Source organism: Salinibacterium sp. AL4.1, from assembly GCF_059767305.1.
In genome coordinates this window covers 1,166,315-1,185,881 of record NZ_JBSOQK010000001.1, presented here as the reverse complement: position 1 = coordinate 1,185,881, position 19,567 = coordinate 1,166,315, and the positions used below count along the sequence as shown (strand labels likewise).

17 protein-coding genes are annotated in these 19,567 nt (G+C 59.2%); all 17 read left to right on the top strand.

Going from position 1 to position 19,567, the window contains the following annotated elements; all coding sequences use genetic code 11:
* Positions 1-187 precede the first annotated feature (187 nt).
* Positions 188-634 (top strand): hypothetical protein, encoded by a 447-nt coding sequence (locus tag ACWTV3_RS05865; RefSeq protein WP_498477241.1) that lies wholly within the window; start codon positions 188-190, stop codon positions 632-634.
* A gap of 92 nt (positions 635-726) precedes the next feature.
* The gene (locus ACWTV3_RS05860) at positions 727-2,400 is read left to right on the top strand and encodes a GspE/PulE family protein (protein WP_498477240.1); all 1,674 of its coding nucleotides are present in this window, start codon (positions 727-729) and stop codon (positions 2,398-2,400) included.
* Between the two features lie 21 nt (positions 2,401-2,421).
* The gene (locus ACWTV3_RS05855) at positions 2,422-4,473 is read left to right on the top strand and encodes a type IV pilus twitching motility protein PilT (RefSeq protein WP_498477239.1); all 2,052 of its coding nucleotides are present in this window, start codon (positions 2,422-2,424) and stop codon (positions 4,471-4,473) included.
* Positions 4,473-5,714, top strand: coding sequence for a type II secretion system F family protein (locus tag ACWTV3_RS05850; RefSeq protein WP_498477238.1), 1,242 nt, complete (start codon positions 4,473-4,475; stop codon positions 5,712-5,714). Before ACWTV3_RS05855 ends, ACWTV3_RS05850 begins: the two co-directional genes overlap by 1 nt.
* A gap of 358 nt (positions 5,715-6,072) precedes the next feature.
* Positions 6,073-6,501: a prepilin-type N-terminal cleavage/methylation domain-containing protein gene (locus ACWTV3_RS05845; RefSeq protein ID WP_100388173.1), complete on the top strand. Its 429-nt coding sequence runs from the start codon at positions 6,073-6,075 to the stop codon at positions 6,499-6,501.
* 140 nt (positions 6,502-6,641) lie between these two features.
* Positions 6,642-8,021, top strand: a complete 1,380-nt coding sequence (locus ACWTV3_RS05840; protein WP_498477237.1) for a prepilin-type N-terminal cleavage/methylation domain-containing protein — start codon at positions 6,642-6,644, stop codon at positions 8,019-8,021.
* Entirely contained in the window at positions 8,021-8,728 is a 708-nt protein-coding gene (locus ACWTV3_RS05835) for a PilW family protein (RefSeq protein WP_498477236.1), read from the top strand. Before ACWTV3_RS05840 ends, ACWTV3_RS05835 begins: the two co-directional genes overlap by 1 nt.
* Positions 8,725-10,476, top strand: coding sequence for a hypothetical protein (locus tag ACWTV3_RS05830; RefSeq protein ID WP_498477235.1), 1,752 nt, complete (start codon positions 8,725-8,727; stop codon positions 10,474-10,476). Before ACWTV3_RS05835 ends, ACWTV3_RS05830 begins: the two co-directional genes overlap by 4 nt.
* Positions 10,473-11,276, top strand: a complete 804-nt coding sequence (locus tag ACWTV3_RS05825; RefSeq protein WP_498477233.1) for a prepilin peptidase — start codon at positions 10,473-10,475, stop codon at positions 11,274-11,276. The genes ACWTV3_RS05830 and ACWTV3_RS05825 overlap by 4 nt, the downstream gene beginning before the upstream one ends.
* A 19-nt stretch (positions 11,277-11,295) precedes the next feature.
* The gene (gene pilM / locus ACWTV3_RS05820) at positions 11,296-12,336 is read left to right on the top strand and encodes a type IV pilus assembly protein PilM (protein ID WP_498477232.1); all 1,041 of its coding nucleotides are present in this window, start codon (positions 11,296-11,298) and stop codon (positions 12,334-12,336) included.
* Entirely contained in the window at positions 12,333-13,130 is a 798-nt protein-coding gene (locus ACWTV3_RS05815; RefSeq protein WP_498477231.1) for a fimbrial assembly protein, read from the top strand. The genes pilM and ACWTV3_RS05815 overlap by 4 nt, the downstream gene beginning before the upstream one ends.
* The gene (locus ACWTV3_RS05810; protein ID WP_498477230.1) at positions 13,127-13,837 is read left to right on the top strand and encodes a hypothetical protein; all 711 of its coding nucleotides are present in this window, start codon (positions 13,127-13,129) and stop codon (positions 13,835-13,837) included. The genes ACWTV3_RS05815 and ACWTV3_RS05810 overlap by 4 nt, the downstream gene beginning before the upstream one ends.
* A 117-nt stretch (positions 13,838-13,954) precedes the next feature.
* Entirely contained in the window at positions 13,955-14,815 is an 861-nt protein-coding gene (locus tag ACWTV3_RS05805) for a hypothetical protein (RefSeq protein ID WP_498477229.1), read from the top strand.
* A 351-nt stretch (positions 14,816-15,166) separates the two neighbouring features.
* Positions 15,167-15,541: a 30S ribosomal protein S12 gene (gene rpsL, locus ACWTV3_RS05800; protein WP_097060154.1), complete on the top strand. Its 375-nt coding sequence runs from the start codon at positions 15,167-15,169 to the stop codon at positions 15,539-15,541.
* Entirely contained in the window at positions 15,541-16,011 is a 471-nt protein-coding gene (gene rpsG, locus ACWTV3_RS05795) for a 30S ribosomal protein S7 (RefSeq protein WP_100388182.1), read from the top strand. Before rpsL ends, rpsG begins: the two co-directional genes overlap by 1 nt.
* Before the next feature lie 89 nt (positions 16,012-16,100).
* Positions 16,101-18,215 carry an elongation factor G gene (gene fusA, locus ACWTV3_RS05790; protein ID WP_100388183.1) on the top strand — a complete coding sequence of 705 codons (2,115 nt, stop codon included), beginning with the start codon at positions 16,101-16,103 and terminating at the stop codon, positions 18,213-18,215.
* Between the two features lie 109 nt (positions 18,216-18,324).
* Positions 18,325-19,518 carry an elongation factor Tu gene (gene tuf, locus ACWTV3_RS05785; RefSeq protein WP_100388184.1) on the top strand — a complete coding sequence of 398 codons (1,194 nt, stop codon included), beginning with the start codon at positions 18,325-18,327 and terminating at the stop codon, positions 19,516-19,518.
* Positions 19,519-19,567: the final 49 nt, after the last annotated feature.

The window sequence follows — 19,567 nt, the reverse complement described above, 5'->3', positions numbered from 1 at the left end:
CAATCGTGTCCCCGTTCGGATCAGGGTAAGCGTATGGCCCGCATGGTTTGCAGCCCCCTACGACAAATCTACCGGAACTTTCTGTCTGTCCCCCAAACGGGTGTCATTGATAGTGACGACTGCCGCGAACACTGCCGCGGTGCGACCATCAGTAGGTCAGATGATCATCTTTCGGGGGAGGGGGCTTATGAATCGTCACGCGGTTAACGACCTCATCGACTGCTCTCTTCAGCGCTGGTATCGCCTCGTTTCGGAATGGCGACAGCCAGCTGCCGGAACCGAGGCCGGCTGCGTGGTCTGCCGCGATTCCGATTTCTCTGCCTTCGACCGCGTCGGGCATTGGCCGCACGATCTCTTCCACGCTTTCGTGGAGACTCTGGAACTCGTAACTTTTCAGCTTGCCGTCGCGCTCCACGAAGAGCGGCACTGCCGGGGTGAAGATGCGCGATCAACTCGACCGTGCTCACCCTGCCTCTCGGCCGCGCGATCCACGGTGCAAGCCTGTGCTCACCGTCACGCCCAGGATATTTCCGACGTCATCACCGAATGCGCCCTGCCACGCCTCGAGGTTTACGTCGAAAAGAACATCAATTTGGCACTCAATGCTGCGACTCGCGGCGAATGGGCTTCCTGAAACGTCCTGACTACCCCTCACAAGTGGGGCTAGTGGTGCAGATGTGAGTCGATTAGCGTTGGACTCCGCTAGGACCTTGGGGGGAGGCACGCGTGACCACACTTGCTGAAGTACTGATTCTTCGCGGAATGATGCCGATTGAGAGCATCGATTCTGTAGGAACTTCTCACACCGACGAGGAAGCACTCGTCCGAAACTTACTCGACAGCGGAACCATTTCGCCGGCACAGCTCGCTTCTGCGCGCGCCGCCCAGGCTGGAGTCCCGTTCGTTGAGCTCGTCGACTTCGCCGTCGACCACCAGGCCGTTGCCCTCGCACCGGCCGCGATTTGCCGTCGTCACGAGGTTTTGCCGATCGCGTTCAGCGAGGGATACCTCGTGTTGGCCATGGTCGATCCCGGCAACATCTTCGCCCTCGATGACGTTCGTTCGGCAACGGGGCGCCAGATCCGTGTAGTCGTTGCTGAGCGCAGCGACCTCCAGACTGCACTTGACCGCTTCCACCGCGCAGACGGCGAGCTTTCCAGCCTGAGCAACGAGCTCGAGCAAGAAGCAACAACCACGGACGTCGCTCTCGCGGCGAACAACAACGAGCCGACCGAAGACGATGCACCTATTGTTCGCTTCGTGAACCTGCTCATCAGCCAGGGCATCCAAGACAAGGCCTCGGATATTCACATCGAGCCCGGCGAGCACGACCTCGGCGTTCGATACCGCATTGACGGTGTGCTTCACGAGATGCAGCGCGCTCCTCGCCAGATTCAGAACGGCGTTATCTCTCGCCTGAAGATCATGGCCGAAATGGATATCGCTGAGCGTCGTAAGCCTCAGGATGGCCGTATCTCAGTCATCCACGGTCAAAAGAAAATCGACCTTCGTGTTGCCACGTTGCCGACCGTGTACGGCGAAAAAGTCGTCATGCGTATTCTCGACAACTCGAACACGACGCTCGACTTGAGCCAGCTGTACCTGCTCGAGCACAACGCCAAGATTTACAAAGAGGCGTACACCAAGCCTTACGGCATGATCCTCGTCACCGGGCCTACGGGTTCCGGTAAGTCGACCACGCTCTACACAACCCTGAACGCCGTTGCTCGCCCGGAGATCAACGTCATTACGGTTGAAGACCCGGTGGAATACCGCATGGCGGGAATCAACCAGGTTCAAGTCAACCCGAAGGCCGGACTCACATTTGCGAGCGCGCTGCGTTCAATTTTGCGATCTGACCCGGATGTCGTGCTGATTGGTGAGATCCGAGACCAGGAAACGGCGCAGATTGCGATCGAAGCCGCGCTTACTGGCCACCTCGTGTTGAGCACCCTGCACACCAACGACGCTCCCGCCGCCATCACGCGACTCATCGAGATGGACATCGAGCCCTTCTTGGTCGGTTCGGCTATTGACTGCGTTGTGGCTCAACGACTTGCGCGTCGCCTCTGCGACCGCTGCAAGCAGCCTGCGACTCACAACCCGCAGGATCTCGTGAACTTGAAGGTTGGCTTCAACCCAGAAGGTCCGATGCCGCCTCTCTACGCACCCGTCGGGTGCACCGTGTGTTCCAAGACGGGATACCGCGGTCGAATTGCACTGCACGAAGTTATGGCAGTGACTGAAGAGATTGAACGTCTCGCTGTTGCACGCTCCTCGAGCGCGGAAATCAGCCGAGTCGCCGTCGAGCAGGGAATGCGCACGCTGCGCATGGACGGTTGGGCGAAAGCTCAACTCGGCTTGACGTCAGTCGAAGAGATTTTGCGCGTCGTCGCATAAGACGAAGTATCTGGGGGAATTATGGCTAAGCGGATTTACGACATCCCGTCGCAATCGGTAGACGAGAGTTTGTTCACGCCGAAGGGACAAAGCGCGCCCTCGGGGCAAAGCGTTCCGACGGATGCGCCACCGCCCACGCCGGGAACAAGCGTTCCTGGCGTTGGCACGCCGCAGGCAGCATCTGCCTCGGCGTTCCCCGAGTGGGCACAGACGGGCGCCGCACCTTCGGCATCGGCCGCCACAGTGCCGGCATCGCCGCTACCGACGATTCCGCCGCCCTCTGGCTCGATTAAGAGCACGGATACCTCTGGCGTTACGCCCCCGGCCGCGCCTCCTGCGCCACCAGCTGCGGCTGCACCTGCTGCTCAGGCTGAGCCCGCTGCTGCGCCTCAGGCTGAAGCGCCGCAGGGCGAAGCAGCCGCTGAGGGCGGGCGTCGCGCTCGCCGCATGGCAACAGAACCGGTCACCTCGATCGATTCTCTCGATGAACTTTTCCGTCAGGCTGCCGCCGGCGCTATGTCTCAGACCTCGGCCGCAACGTCGGCCGCTGGGGCGTCGCTTCCTGTTCCGGAAGCAGCTGCGCCCGAGGTTCCTGCGCCAGTGGCTGCTGCACCCGCCGCGAGTGCGGCGCCCGTCGCTGACGCACCTCCAACTCCGTCACCGACCGCAGCCGAAGTGCCCTACTTCACAGAAGACGCCCCCACCCAGATCATGGATGAGGTCCCGGCAGACGCACCGACGCTCAAGTTCCCGTCGCAGCCCGCTGCCGACGGTGGACTTCTTGACCTGCCTGACATCGCCCCCGCTGCCGAGGGCGAACTGAACTTCCCGCCGCCCGGAGTCGACGAGGGGCTCTTGAGCTTCACGAGCGGGTTCGGTGCTGCCGATCCCAAACCCAGCCGCGAGTCCCAACTGCTGTCCGTGCCGGAGATCGTCGAGGAGGAGCGCGAAGCTCGTCCAGAGATGCAGCTCACGGCCCGCGAGGGATCAAACCCTGAGCTGCTGGATGCTTTGAAAGAGGTCGTCTACACCGGCGCCTCGGACCTTCACATCGCTTCCGGCGCTGTGCCCATGATCCGCATCGACGGTGGACTTCAGCCGCTCAAGGGTGTTGCCATCTGGGACAAGGACCGCACGCGCGACGCGCTATTCAGCATCCTCGACCAGAAGCAAGAAGAGCAGTTCTTGGAAGTCCTCGAACTCGACTTCGCATTTGAGCTTTCCGAAGCTGCTCGTTTCCGAGTGAACTTCTACATGGACCGCGGCAACTTGGGCGCTGCCTTCCGTATCATCCCGACCGAGATCAAGCAGTTGAAAGACCTCGGTATCCAGGAGTCGGTATCGCAGTTCGCTACTCTGCCGCGTGGGCTCGTGCTCGTGACCGGGCCAACCGGTTCCGGTAAGTCCACCACCTTGGCCGCGCTCATTGACTTGGTCAACCGCACCCGCGCCGACCACATCGTGACCGTCGAAGACCCGATCGAGTTCTTGCACGGCAACCAGAAGTCGCTGGTCAACCAGCGTGAGGTTGGTCGTGACACCCACTCGTTCACCGCGGCGCTTAAGCACGTTCTGCGTCAAGACCCCGACGTCATTCTGATCGGTGAGCTTCGAGACCTCGAAACCATCTCGATCGCTTTGACCGCTGCAGAGACTGGTCACCTTGTGTTTGCCACCCTGCACACTCAGGATGCTGCGCAAACCGTTGACCGCATCATCGACGTTTTCCCGCCGCACCAGCAGGGGCAGGTTCGTACCCAGCTCGCTGCCGTGCTGCAGGGCATCATCTGTCAGACACTTGTTCGCCGGTCATCCGGAAAGGGCCGTGTCGTGGCTACAGAAGTGCTCACGATGAACCCGGCTATCGGAAACCTCATCCGCGAAGGAAAGATTTACCAGATTCCGTCCGCCATGCAGGCCGGTCGTGGCGCTGGCATGCACACCATGGACCAGCATCTTGCTGGATTGGCGAAATCGGGTGCGATTACCGAAGAAGCTGCTCTGGCCAAGTCGCATGACCCCGAGGGCATGCACCGATTGATGAGCGATAACTCAACGGGAGTACCGAGATAATGGCCGCGACTACCTCAGCTACGAAGTCCTTCGAGTACAAGGCCCGCGATCAGTCGGGCAAGGTTGTTAAGGGACGCATCGACGCATCGAGCGAGAACGCCGTCCTCGCGCGCCTCCGTGCCATGGAGATCAGCCCGATCTCGGTTACCGAAGCGGGTGCCGGCACTGGCCTCAACAAAGAGATCAACATCTCCTTCTTGCAGAAAGGCGTTGGCCTCGATGACCTCGCGGTGATGAGCCGCCAGATGTCGACCATGATCTCGTCGGGACTGTCGCTCATCCGTGCGCTGGTCATCCTCTCGGAGCAGACGGAAAACCCCACGCTTGCGAAAGCTCTCGGGGAGATCCGTCAGGATGTCGAAACCGGTGGAACGCTGTCCGATGCGTTCGCTAAGCACGGCACCGTCTTCCCTCCCATCATGATCCACCTGGTTCGTGCGGGTGAGACGGGCGGATTCCTCGATAACGCGCTCGAGTCGATCGCGAACAACTTTGAGGGCGAAGTAAAGCTCCGCGGAACGATTAAGTCTGCGCTGACTTACCCCGTCGTCGTTCTCATTATGGCGATCGCTGCGGTGGTCGGAATGTTGCTCTTCATCGTGCCGGTGTTCGAAGAAATGTTCTCGGACCTCGGAGGCGAGCTGCCGCTGCTCACCCAGATGCTGGTGTGGATGTCTGATGGAATGACCATCATTGCGCCGATCCTGGTCGTTGGCGGCATTATCTTCAGCGTGTGGTGGGGCAAGAACAAGCACACAGAGAAGGTCCGTAAGGCTGTTGACCCCTGGAAGCTGCGGGCGCCCGTCTTTGGTCCTCTTTTCCGGAAGGTATCGATCTCGCGCTTCACGCGTAACTTTGGCACCATGCTCGGCGCTGGTGTGCCGATTCTTCACGCGCTTTCGATTGTGGGAGAGACGTCGGGAAACTTCGTGATCGAGGAAGCCCTGCGCCGCGTGGCTGATTCGGTTCGGTCGGGGCAGTCGGTTTCGGTTCCCTTGGCCAAAGAGCCAGTCTTCCCGTCGATGGTGACCCAGATGGTTGCCGTCGGTGAAGACGCCGGTTCTATGGAGGTCATGCTTTCGAAGATTGCTGACTTCTACGACGACGAGGTGCAAAAGACTACTGAGCAGCTCACGGCACTCATCGAGCCGCTCATGATCGGTGTCATTGGCGCGATCGTTGGCGTGATGGTTATCGCGCTCTACATGCCGATCTTTGCCATCTTCGACCAGATCAAATAGTACAGAGGCACCTAGCAGCCCCAGGCGGGGGCATCGCGACCCGAGTCGCGATGCCCCCGTTTGGCCGTTAACGTGCATCTCGGTCCGAGGGAGCAGCGCAGCGGAGAGCGTGCGTTCCGGCAGTCGCGGGCCGGTGGTCCTCACGAGTGCCGGCGAAATTTACCCCTGAACTAGGCGCAAAAACCGCCACGACTCGCACCTCACCCCTCAGACTGGGGGCGTGATTCGGGCGGTTCACCCCCGTTTGTGGGATTCTCAGCTAGCCCACATGTTGAGAGTATTTTTTGTGGGGGGCTGAGAAGCTGATTTTTTCTGGGGGCCCCTGTCCAAGATCCGAACAATAGACAGGAACATCAGAATGATTGCACGTTTGAATGAAGCACTGCGCAGCAAGCGCTCAGACCTCGAGAACGACCAGAAGGGCTTCACCCTTGTTGAGCTCCTCGTTGTTGTTCTGATCATCGGCATCCTTGCCGCGATCGCTATCCCGTTCTTCCTCAACCAGCGCCAGGGCGCTTGGGAATCGCAGGTTAAGTCGGACATCGCTAACGCTGTTATCGCTGCCGAGACCTTCGCCGTTGGCAACAACGGTTCGTTCACCGGTCTTTCCGACACCGGCCTCTCGGACAACGGTTACAAGGCAACGCCTTCCGTAACGCTCGCCGTTACGCCTGCTGCTGACGGAAACAGCTACACCTTCGCTGTAACTCACTCCGAGTACACGACCAAGGCGTGGGCTTACGACAGCAACACCGGAATCACCACCGACACGGCAGTCACGCCGTAGTAGGTAAGTAGTACGAGAACGGGGCGTCGCCAAGCGGCGGCGCCCCGTTTTCACACTTTGAGAGTGATCGCTCTCGCAGGGGAAAACCCATCTCCGCCGCACGACTTGCACACCCTTAGACCCGCACGAAAGGGCTCATCATGTATAAGGTTCTACAGCGTCTTCGTAGCTCCGATTCAGGATTGAGCCTTCTTGAGGTTCTCGTCGCGATGATGATCTTCGCAATCGTCTCCCTCGGCGTACTCCAGTCACTGGCGACTGTTCTGGCTATCACGCGCGACAATCGCGCCCGCGTTGTAGCGACAAACCTCGCCGCTCAAGAAATCGACCTCGCTCGCGCCGCCAGCGACGTTTTCACGCTTTTCGACGATACCTACACCAAGACGCTCAATGGCGACGTCTTTACGGTGACGCGGACAACCGCGTGGGTGCCATCGAGCAACACCGCAGCGTCCTGTGGTTCCGGTGGTGGAACCTTGCAGTACAAGCGCATCAATATCGAAGTTACTTGGCCCAATATGCGTGCGGGCACTGAGCCAGTGCAATTTGACAGCCTCTTGGCTCCGGATGACCGCATCAACGACCCCGCCCTCGGCACGATCCTGGTTTCCGTCATCGGCGGCTCCGGTGAAGGCGTGGCGGGCGTGAGTGTAGGGGCGAGCCCCGCTTCGCCCTCCGCGGGCGCTCAGAGCCTGTCAACTTCGCCCGCAGCGACTGACACTGACGGATGCTCCTTCATTCTCAAGGTCGCGCCCGGCAATTACAACGTCAGCGTTTCGCGCTCCGGTTACATCACGGATGATGGCCAAACCAGCTCACCCAGCCAGCTCACGCAGGTCGTAGCGGGAACCGCGAGTTCGGTCTCGTTCAACTATGACCAAGCCGCACGCTTCGACGCCAAGTACGTAGCAAGCCCGGCGCCGGCGAACGTCCAGATCCCGACGAACATGGATACCGCTTTTATCAGCACCTACGGCGTCCACACCGAGTCGAGCAGCTCGTCGAGTCTTTCGCGCAGTATCAACCTTTTCCCGTGGCGTTCGGGATATGTGGGGGTAGCGGGAACGTACATCCCGAAGCCCGAAGACCCGGCCAGCACCGCTGACTATTGCGCCTCGCCCAACCCCGCGCTGTGGCCGGAAGAAGACATCGCCGGGGTAACATACCGTTCTCCGGATGCGGTAGCGGTCGCCGCCGACCCGGGCGGAAGCGTCGATATGACGGTTCCTATGGGACTCGTCGATGTATCCGCGCTGGCGGGTGATCGTATTCGTGTGACCTCAACGACTCCCGTCGCAGGTAGTGCCGACCCTGGCTGCACCGAGTCGGTGACCCTGGCCTTTGATCGCCTAGATTCGGCAACTCAGTTCATCGCGTTGCCCTATGGCACCTGGGAAATTGAGCGTCGCACGGGTGCGCTGTGGCTTCCTGTTGGGCTGGGCAGCGTCCTCGCCCCGATCGTTGGAGGAACTGCGACAGTTCCTGGCGTGGTCACCGTCGACCCTCGGGTGGCTTCCTGATGACTACGTTGCGAAGTGTTCTTTTCTCTCGCGTCTCACGACTGCGGCGCGATGAAGCCGGCGTCACCCTGAGCGAGCTCATCGTGACGATGGCGCTCATGGGAATGTTGCTCGCGATGGTCATGACGATTTTCGTCACGTTCACGCGCACTTTTGCCGACGAGCGCTCCGCAAGCGCTAACACGTCCGCGGCCACAATTGCGATGAACGAGCTGACGCGTGTAATTCGCTCCGGAACCGAGAACCCTGTCGCGAACGTTGCGCTCAACGAGCCAGTGTTCAGCGTCGCGAGCCCCGAGAACGTCGTTTTGCAGGCGTATCTCGACACCGACGCGCTCGATCCGGAGCCCGTGAAAATACAGTTCCAAATAACGGGCGACCGCACACTGGTCGAAACCCGTTGGGATGCCCGGGCGCTCTCATCGGGATACTTCACGTTCGATACCACCGCTGCATCGCAGCGCACTGTCGTACGCCAGATTGCGACCGGGGGTTCTCCGGTGTTCCAGTTCTACACCAAAGACAACGTTGAGTTGACGATGCCTTCAGGTGGCTCTCTTTCTGAAGCTGATCGACGCCTCATCGCCGCGGTCAAAGTCACCATGACGGTACAAACAGACCCTTCGGGTGAGGCAAAAACTGCGACTCTCGAAAACACCGTAGGTATCCCGAACCTAGGGCTCTCCAGGATTGGAATCGACCGATGATCCGTTTTCTTCGCGCCCGTATTGGCGGCGAGCAAGGGGCAGCCTTGCCCATGGTGATTGGCATCACCGTAGTGTTGGGGCTTCTCGTCACGACGGCAGTGGCATACGCCACTGGCGGGTTCCGGCAGGCTGCCGCGACTCAAGAGTGGTCGGCGTCACTGGCGGCAGCCTATGCCGGTGTCGAGGACTATCAAAGCCGACTCTCAGAAGACACGTCGTACGTGCAATACGGAAACCCCGCAGCCGATTTCTCCTCGACGAGCGATGTACGACTGCCGACAGGCGCCAACGTTAACGATGCCTTCAACACCTTGGCATCAGAGCCGTGGGTCAAAGTTCCGGGCAGCGACGACAACTCGTTCTTCCGCTATGAGGTCGACAACTCCAACTACCAGAGCAGCGGAACCATTCGCGTGCGCGCCACAGGAAAAGTTGGCACCGAAACCCGCACCATCGTGGCAGACCTTCGTCAATCCGGATTCATCGACTTCCTCTACTTCACCGACTACGAGATCATGGACCCTTCGTTCAGCGGCGCGAGCAACAGCTGCGTGAAGTATTGGTGGGACGGGCGCAGCAGTATCTCGGGCAACTGCGGTGAGATTGCATTCTCGGGCGGCGACACCATCGATGGTCCCGTGCACTCAAACGACACAATTCGCATCTGCAGCGCTAGCTTCCTCGGCGCGGTTACAACGAGTTACAACCCCTCGAGCGGAGTAAGTTACAACCCTCGCGACTCGAACGGCAACTACTGCAACGGCCAGAACTTCGCGGTTCCAGGCGCGCCGAACTATAGCCCGGTTATCGGCATGCCGGCAACGAACTCTCAGCATCTGCGTGAGACCCGTTCAGACCTTGTGACTGACGGTGTCCCGCGTCCCGGTTGCCTCTACACGGGGCCGACCGAAATCACGTTGAACGCGAATGGCACCATCACCGTGTACTCGCCCTGGACTAAGAAGACTCAGATCACGGGATCGCCTGCAACCGGCGGCAGCACTCCAGCGATGTGCGGAAGTATCTCCCAGCTACACAGCACTTCCGGAGCAACTTTCACAATGCCGGCGAGCAACGTCATCTACGTTCAGAACGTGCCGAGCGTTCCGAGTGACCCTAACTACTGGTCGAGCTCAAGTCGTCCTAGCGGCTTGAGCTGCGTCGGCGCAACGGGTAGCACTGACAGCAACGGAAATGGCAATGGAATCGGCTATCCGATTCGTTACGAAAATGCTCCGAGCGGAAGCTATGGCTGCCGTAACGGCGACCTCTTCGTCAAGGGAACCGTCAGCGGTCAAGCAACGCTGTCTGCCGAGCACTACGTCTACGTGACCGGAGACATCAAGTACAACGATCCGCAGGAAGACGTACTGGGGCTCGTCGGCAATGACGCAGTCTGGGTGTGGAATCCGACGACCGGATCGAACAGTAGCTACCACCGCACGCTTTTAGGCGACTACAACCGTCGTATCGACGCAGCGATCCTTTCTGTCGGTCACACTTTCGCGGTTCAGAACCCAAACATTGGAAGCGGTCGAGGCACTCTCACGGTCAACGGCGCCATTGCACAAAAGTTCCGTGGAATTGTGCGCAGCGGTAGCGGAGGCTACGTAAAGAACTACGTTTATGACGTGCGCCTCAAATACGTTGCTCCTCCCAAGTTCCTCTCTCCCGTGACAACTACGTACGGCGTGAACGTCTGGATTGAGGTCGAGCCTGCGTTCGATGCCTCGGGTGCTGCTCTATGACAGCAACTGCCCTATTAGTCGTCTTCGCTGTCGTCCTTGGACTCGCTGTCGGTTCGTTCCTGAATGTGGTGGTGTGGCGGTTGCCGCGCGGCGAGAACCTCACGTCACCGCCGAGCGCGTGCCCCAAGTGTGAACACCGCATCCGCTGGTACGACAATGTTCCGGTTGTTGGTTGGCTAGTCCTTCGTGGCCGTTGCCGCGATTGTTCCGAGCCGATCTCGGCGCGGTATCCGCTGGTCGAAGCAGCAACTGCCGTGGCGTTTGGGCTCACTGCCGCCTTCATCGGAGCTGAGACCAGTCTCATCTGGGCGCTCCCTGCCTTCTTGTACCTGGCAGCGATCTCGATCGCTCTCACGCTGATCGACCTCGATACGCAAACTTTGCCGAACCGCATCGTGCTGCCATCGATCGTCGTGGGTGCGGTGTTGCTTGCTGTAGCCAGCGCCGGCACTGGAAACTGGGGAGCTCTTCTCGGTGCTCTCGCCGGTGGCGCAGCGCTCTTCGTCTTTTACTTCATCATCGCAATTGTCCAGCCTCGTGGCATGGGCATGGGCGACGTCAAGCTCGCGGCCGTCCTTGGCCTCTATCTGGGGTGGCTCGGATGGGGGGTCGTCGCAGTGGGTGCCTTTGCGGCATTCTTGCTCGGGGGCGTATTTGCAATCGCATTGCTCATCATTCGGCGGGCAGGCCGGCGCACAGCTATCCCATTCGGACCGTGGATGATCGCGGGCGCGTGGGTTGGCATCGCTTTCGGTTCACAACTGTGGAATGGATATATGGTGGCCGCCGGTCTCGTCTGACCGTGGCCCGGGGGGAACTATGGGAAAGAAATTAGTGGGGCTGGATATCGGCTCAACAGCAATTCGTGCTGTTGAAGTTGAGAACCCGCACCTTCAGAAGCCAACGGTGCTTCGCTTCGGCGAAGTGCCCTTGCCCGAGGGCGCCGTGCGCGCGGGCGAAGTCATCGACTCCGCCACTGTTACGGCATCCATCAAAAAGCTGTGGTCGGCCAACGGCTTCCGCACTCGCGATGTTGTCATCGGCTTTGGTAACTCCAAAGTCGTTGCCCGCGACGTGACGGTTCCGCGTCTGCCGTTGAACCAGGTTCGCGAATCGCTGCCTTTTCAGGTGCAAGATCTGCTGCCTGTTCCTGCATCGGATGCACTTCTCGACTTCTACCCTGCCGCCGAGGCTGAGGGGGAGACCGGTCCCATGCTCCAAGGCATGCTGGTTGCAGCGATTAAGGCTCCGGTGCTCGTGAACGTTAACGCGGCATCCGCCGGTGGAGTGACACCCGTCAACGTTGATCTCTCTCCCTTTGCTTTGACGCGACTGTTCTCGACTCCGGAGCTCGGTTCCACGACCACGCTGCTGGTCGATATCGGTGCGTCGACAACGACTCTTGTTGCGCTTGAGGGGCACGTTCCTCACTTCATTCGATTCCTCCCTACCGGTGGTGGCGACATCACTAAGGGAATCTCGCAGCGACTCGACATCTCTTCGCGTGATGCCGAAGCTATCAAGCGTTCTGTCGGCGTCATTGCGGCTCGGGCGACAGCGGAGCAACGCCCCGCTCTTGAGGTTTCCTTCGAGTTGGTCAACGAAACGCTGATGGCAATCCGTGCCACCATTCAGTATTTCCAGAACGCCCGCAATAACCGTGCGATTGATCGCATTGTGATGACGGGTGGAGGCTCGCATTTGTTAGGCCTCGTAGAAACAGTGTCAGAGTTCACTAAGACACCGGCATCCTTGCCCGACCCGTTCACCATGACTGCCGTTTCACGTCAGCTCAAGGGAACAGGTTCTCCGTTCGATATGTCGGTAGCACTCGGACTGGTAACGGGGGTCTCCGCATGAGCGACGACAAGAGCAAAGCTCCTAAGGCCCGCAAGGAACTGAAAGTTCCCACCGCGTACCCGCCGTATGTAAATCTTCTTCCACCAGAGGTAGGCCAGAAGAAGCAAGCCGCCGCCGCGCGCCGTCGTGCGATCTTCGTTGCGATCGTCGCAATCGCAGTCGTCGTTCTGGCGTCGGTCGGCATGAACCTGTACGCGCTCCAGCGCTACTTGGCGCTCGAGAACGCTCGTGCGCTCACTCAGACCCTCATCACCCAACAGGGCGAATACAACGACGTGCGTGTCGCTGGCCAGATGGTGCAATCGGCCACGAGCGCTCGTATCTTCGCGACCTCGACTGAGATTTCAGTGAAGGACATGTTTAACGCTCTGGGCAAGAAGCTCCCCGCCGGGGCTGTAGTGGTCTCTTACAGCTTCGAGACGGCAACTCCGCTTCTGGAATTCGGCGCTGCGACATCAGTCGTCGAACCGCAGCGGAACGCGCAGTTTGCGATGGAGATCAACTTCGCCGATGTCGCGGCCTCAGACAAGTGGCTTCGATCGGTCCCCAGCATCGACGGAGTGAGCGACGCAACCCTGGTCGCTGCAAGCTACCAAGACGACGGAACCTACACGGTGGATGTCGTTGTCTACCTGGATGAGAATGCTCTGGTTCACCGCTTCGACGGTGTCGAACCTGTGCCCGCGGCCGAAGAGCCCGAGGCAGAGCCAGCGCCAACTCCGACACCCACAGCGACTGAAACGCCGAGTCCAAGTGACACTCCTGAGGCGACTGAAGAAGGGAGCGGATCATGACCTTGACACGCTTATGGACACTTATCGGCGTGGTTGCAGTGATCGTCATTCTCGCTGCCGGTTGGGCAGTGGGAGTCGGGCCAGCGCTCAGCGCCGCGAATGAATCCGACACGCAGCTCGCTGATGTCGAGATCCAGAATCAGGTTAAGGCTGCAGAACTTGCTCGTCTCAAGGCTCTCGATGAAGATTCTGCAGCGCTGTTCGCGGAGCTGGAAGACCTTCAACGAGCGATTCCTGCAGTGCATAACACGTCAGTCTTCTCAGCCCAGATTGACGCGCTAGCGTCGAAAGCTGGCGTGCTCCTGCTTGGCACGAGTTACCTCAGCGTTGAAGAAGCGCTGCCGCCCGAAACTGATGCGCCGGTTGCCGCTCCCGTCGAGGGCGAAGAAGGCGACACTGCTGAGGTACCCGCCGCGGAGGGCGAAGCTAGCTCACCTGCAGACGTGCAAGCGGTGCCCTCGGTGCCTGGTCTTGTTGCAGTTGCCGTGACGATTCGTGTGGCGGGGGAGCCTGCCGCGTTGCACTCGTTCTTGGAGACCGCTCAAACCGGCGTACGTGTGTTGAGCATGTCCTCGATTATTTACGATCCCGCAACTGATGGCGGCGAGTTCGAGATGAAGATCGATGGCTACGTTTACGTGCTTCCCGGTACCGATGTCTCAACGCTCAACGTGGATGCTGGTGCTGACGGAACAACGGTCAACTAGCAAAATCACAGCGTGAAGAAGAACGCCACGACCTCTTGGTCGTGGCGTTCTTCTCGTTTCCGAGAGTTGCTTCAGTACACTGAGAGCATCAGTCGCTGGCACGAGGAGGCAACAGTCATGACCGATCCATCTGTAGAGCGTGGTTTTTCACCGAAGAACGACGACAACATTGAGGATGCTGTAGTGGTCGACGAGACGGTTGCAGCTGCTGACGAGTCGCCGGCTGCCACATCCCTCGTGGAGCCCATTGCTGAGCCCGCTTCTCCTGCAGATGCCACGGTGTACGACGATTCCACGCTGGAGGCAGAGGTCGAGCCCATGGCGGAGCCTGCTGGAGCGGCTGAGCCAGAGATCGTCGCCGAGCCCGAGATCGTTGCCGACCCGGAGCCTGCCGTCACCACCGCCGCAGCAGCGGGAACGGCATCCGCCGAGCCGCGCGTTGTGTACGTCACCGCACCGACTCCTCCCAAGGTCTCCGGAAACCGTGGCTTCGGGGTGTTTATTGCACTCGCCTCCACTCTGGTCTTTGCTCTGGTGTTCGCACTCGCGGTCGCAATCATCAGCGCAGCCGCAACGGGCCGCGTTGCGCTCGCTTTCGTGCAGGCGCCCTCGTTCTACGTGCCCGTCGCCTTCTTCGCACTGGGCGCGATCGTCATCGCGCTCATCGTGAACCGTGCTGGTTGGGCTGCGCACGTGTTCTCGAGCATCATCGTCGGTCTCGTGGTGTACTTCGGCACGATCGGTGCGCTCTTGCTGATCAATGGCGTCATTCAGAACACGCCGGAACAGGCCCAGGCCATGTTCGCTGGAGCTTTGGTCGATCCGCTCATCATCGCCGCCGGCCTTATCGGTCGTGAGGTTTCGCTCTGGACGGGTGCGCTCGTGGCAAAGCGCGGCCGCAAGGTCACTCAGCGCAACAGCGAATCCCGGGCGAAATGGGAAGCTGAGCTCGCAGAGAAAACTGCCGCTCAGCGCTAAGCGCGTGTGCACTATCGCGTGCCCTGTTCTGGAGCCTGCGTGTGCGCTGTGATCATTTGACCCCGGTACGCCCGGGGGGCTATTCTTTCTGAGGTGTGCGCTTTGCCGTGCGCTTGAACTATGCCTCTTGTAGGTCACCGCACTAGCGGAGTTTGGGTGCAAGCAACTCCACATCACAGGGTTCAACCTTCTGGTTGACCCCCACGGCATATCCATAAACCATCCGCATAGTTCGTTCATTCGACTTGTGCGGCGGGGCGTGGGTCCAGATGAACTCGGTGTTCTGCAAAGAACAGCGAATGCTAACCATCATGACGCTGTCACCGTGCAGCAAAATCAAGGAGTAATTTAGTGCCCACCATTCAGCAGTTGGTGCGTAAGGGACGCTCGCCGAAGGTCGTCAAGACCAAGGCTCCCGCCCTTAAGTCCAACCCGCAGCAGCGCGGCGTTTGCACGCGCGTCTACACAACAACTCCGAAGAAGCCGAACTCGGCTCTTCGCAAGGTTGCTCGTGTCAAGCTTTCAAACGGTACCGAGGTCACGGCCTACATTCCCGGAGAAGGTCACAACCTTCAAGAGCACTCGATGGTGCTCATCCGCGGTGGTCGTGTAAAGGACCTCCCCGGTGTCCGCTACAAGATCGTTCGCGGAGCGCTCGACACCCAGGCCGTTAAGAACCGTAAGCAGGCTCGTAGCCTCTACGGAGCGAAGAAGGACAAGAAGTAATGCCTCGTAAAGGACCAGCACCAAAGCGTCCCGTAGTCGCGGATCCCGTTTACGGCGCACCCATCGTCAGCCAGCTCGTCAACAAGATTCTTCTTGATGGCAAGAAGGGCCTCGCTGAGCGCATCGTCTACGGAGCACTCGCAGGCGTGGCAGAGAAGACCGGCCAAGACGCCGTAGTCACTCTCAAGAAGGCTCTCGACAACGTACGCCCGACCCTCGAGGTCAAGTCGCGTCGTGTCGGTGGATCGACTTACCAGGTTCCCGTCGAAGTCAAGTCGCACCGAGCAAACACGCTCGCACTGCGCTGGCTCACGAGCTACGCAAAGGGTCGTCGTGAAAAGACGATGACTGAGCGTCTCACCAACGAGATCTTGGACGCATCGAATGGACTTGGCGCCGCTGTAAAGCGTCGTGAAGACACCCACAAGATGGCCGAGTCGAACAAGGCATTCGCTCACTACCGCTGGTAGTCAGCACCTCGCAGTGAGGCGAGTCGGGCGTTGTCTGACTCGCTTCACTCTTGAGATTCTCGCTTCACCAACATACTTCGGAGGAACCTGTGGCACAGGACGTGCTCACCGACCTGACTAAGGTCCGCAACATTGGCATCATGGCTCACATCGATGCCGGCAAGACCACTACGACTGAGCGCATCCTGTTCTACACGGGTGTGAACCACAAAATTGGTGAAACTCACGATGGTGCGTCGACTACTGACTGGATGGAGCAGGAGCAAGAACGTGGCATCACGATCACGTCTGCTGCTGTTACGTGTTACTGGAACAAAAACCAGATCAACATCATCGACACCCCCGGCCACGTTGACTTCACGGTTGAGGTGGAGCGCTCGCTCCGCGTTCTCGACGGTGCTGTCGCTGTGTTCGACGGTAAAGAGGGTGTGGAGCCGCAGTCGGAGACTGTATGGCGCCAGGCCGACAAGTACGACGTCCCCCGCATCTGCTTCGTCAACAAGATGGACAAGATGGGCGCGGACTTCTACTACACGGTAGACACCATCGTTAACCGCCTCGGCGCTCGTCCGTTGGTTCTTCAGCTCCCGATCGGCCTCGAGTCTGAGTTCGAGGGTGTTGTAGACCTCGTCGAGATGCGTGCACTCACGTGGCGTGGAGACGCCAAGGGTGACGTTCAGATGGGCTCGAAGTACGCCATCGAAGAGATCCCCGAAGACCTCAAGGAAAAGGCTGCGGAATACCGCACCGCTCTCCTCGAAGTTGTTGCTGAGACTGACGACGCCATCATGGAGCGTTACTTCGGCGGCGAAGAGATCACGGTTGCAGAGATCAAGGCTGCAATTCGTAAGCTCACCGTCAATAGCGAGATCTACCCCGTTCTCTGCGGTTCTGCATTCAAGAACCGTGGCGTTCAGCCGATGCTCGATGCTGTTATCGACTACCTTCCTTCGCCGGTTGACGTGCCTCCCATGGAAGCAACCGACCCGCGCGATGAAGAGAAGATCATCATCCGCAAGCCTGACTCCGCTGAGCCGTTCTCGGCTCTCGCGTTCAAGGTTGCAGTGCACCCCTTCTTCGGTCGCCTCACGTACATTCGCGTGTACTCGGGACACCTTGACTCAGGTGGAGCTGTTGCTAACTCCACCAAGGGCAAGAAGGAGCGCATCGGAAAGATCTTCCAGATGGCTGCCAACAAGGAGATCCCTGTCGACAGCGTCACTGCTGGACACATCTACGCCGTTATCGGACTCAAGGACACCACGACTGGTGACACGCTGTGTGACCCGAACGACCAGGTCGTTCTCGAGTCGATGACGTTCCCTGAGCCCGTTATTGAGGTAGCGATCGAGCCGAAGACGAAGGCTGACCAAGAAAAGCTTGGTGTTGCCATCCAGAAGCTCGCTGAAGAAGACCCCACGTTCCGTACCGAACAGAACCAGGAAACTGGCCAGACGGTTATCAAGGGAATGGGTGAACTTCACCTCGACATCCTCGTCGACCGCATGAAGCGCGAATTCAACGTTGAAGCCAACGTTGGTAAGCCGCAGGTTGCGTACCGCGAGACCATCCGACGCGTTGTGGACAAGCACGACTACACCCACAAGAAGCAGACCGGTGGTTCGGGACAGTTCGCTAAGGTCCAGATCTCGCTTGAGCCCATGGAGGTTGAAGGCGACAACATTTACGAATTCGTAAATAAGGTCACCGGTGGCCGTATTCCTCGCGAATACATTGGCTCGATCGATCAGGGTTTCCAGGCCTCGATGAACGTCGGAATCCTCGCAGGATTCCCGATGGTCGGCGTCCGAGGAATCATCCTCGATGGTGCTGCTCACGATGTTGACTCGTCAGAAATGGCGTTCAAGATCGCGGGAACCATGGCATTCAAGGAAGCAGCTCGCAAGGCTGACCCAGTTCTCCTCGAGCCGCTCATGGCGGTCGAGGTTCGTACTCCCGAGGAGTACATGGGAGATGTCATCGGTGACCTCAACAGTCGCCGCGGACAGATCCAGTCCATGGAGGACGCGACCGGCGTAAAGGTCGTTCGCGCCCACGTACCGCTGTCGGAAATGTTCGGCTATGTCGGTGACTTGAGGTCCAAGACTTCGGGTCGCGCGGTGTACTCGATGACGTTCGACAGTTACTCTGAGGTTCCCCGCGCGGTAGCTGACGAGATTGTTGCAAAGAACAAGGGCGAGTAATCGCCGCACTACCAGCGCGCAACTAACATAGATACACACCAACTTGCAGAACATTCGGCAGTGATAAGTCGTCGGATGCGAAGCAACCGAGTCCTGAGGAGGACCCACAGTGGCTAAGGCCAAGTTCGAGCGGACCAAGCCGCACGTAAACATCGGAACCATCGGTCACGTTGACCACGGAAAGACCACGCTCACGGCAGCGATCTCGAAGGTACTTGCAGACAAGTTCCCTTCGGCAACCAACGTCCAGCGTGACTTCTCGTCGATTGACTCGGCTCCGGAAGAGCGTCAGCGCGGAATTACCATCAACATCTCGCACGTTGAGTACGAGACGACCAAGCGCCACTACGCACACGTAGACGCTCCCGGTCACGCTGACTACATCAAGAACATGATCACCGGTGCTGCTCAGATGGACGGTGCAATCCTCGTGGTTGCAGCGACCGACGGCCCGATGGCTCAGACTCGCGAGCACGTTCTGCTCGCGAAGCAGGTTGGTGTTCCTTACCTGCTCGTAGCACTCAACAAGTCCGACATGGTTGACGACGAAGAGATCCTTGAGCTCGTTGAGCTCGAGGTTCGCGAACTCCTGGGCAGCCAGGGCTTCGACGGCGACAACGCACCTGTCGTTCGCGTTTCGGGCCTCAAGGCTCTCGAAGGCGACGAGAAGTGGGTTCAGTCGATTCTGGACCTCATGGATGCAGTTGACGAGAACGTTCCTGACCCCGTACGCGACAAGGACAAGCCGTTCTTGATGCCCGTTGAGGACGTCTTCACGATCACTGGTCGTGGAACCGTTGTTACCGGCCGCGCCGAGCGTGGAACGCTTACGATCAACTCTGACGTTGAGATTGTTGGAATCCGTCCGACCCAGAAGACCACGGTCACTGGTATCGAGATGTTCCACAAGCAGCTCGACGAAGCATGGGCTGGCGAGAACTGTGGTCTGCTTCTTCGTGGAACCAAGCGTGAAGATGTAGAGCGTGGACAGGTTGTTGTTAAGCCTGGTTCCGTTACTCCTCACACGAACTTCGAGGGAACCGCATACATCCTTTCCAAGGATGAGGGTGGGCGTCACAACCCGTTCTACGCGAACTACCGTCCGCAGTTCTACTTCCGTACCACCGACGTCACCGGCGTCATCACGTTGCCTGAGGGCACCGAGATGGTTATGCCTGGCGACACCACTGACATGACCGTTGAGCTCATTCAGCCCATCGCCATGGAAGAGGGCCTCGGCTTCGCCATCCGTGAGGGTGGACGTACCGTAGGTGCCGGTAAGGTAACCAAGGTTCTGGCGTAAGCTCAGTAACTAATTACGACGAGGGTCGGGCCGAAAGGCTCGGCCCTTC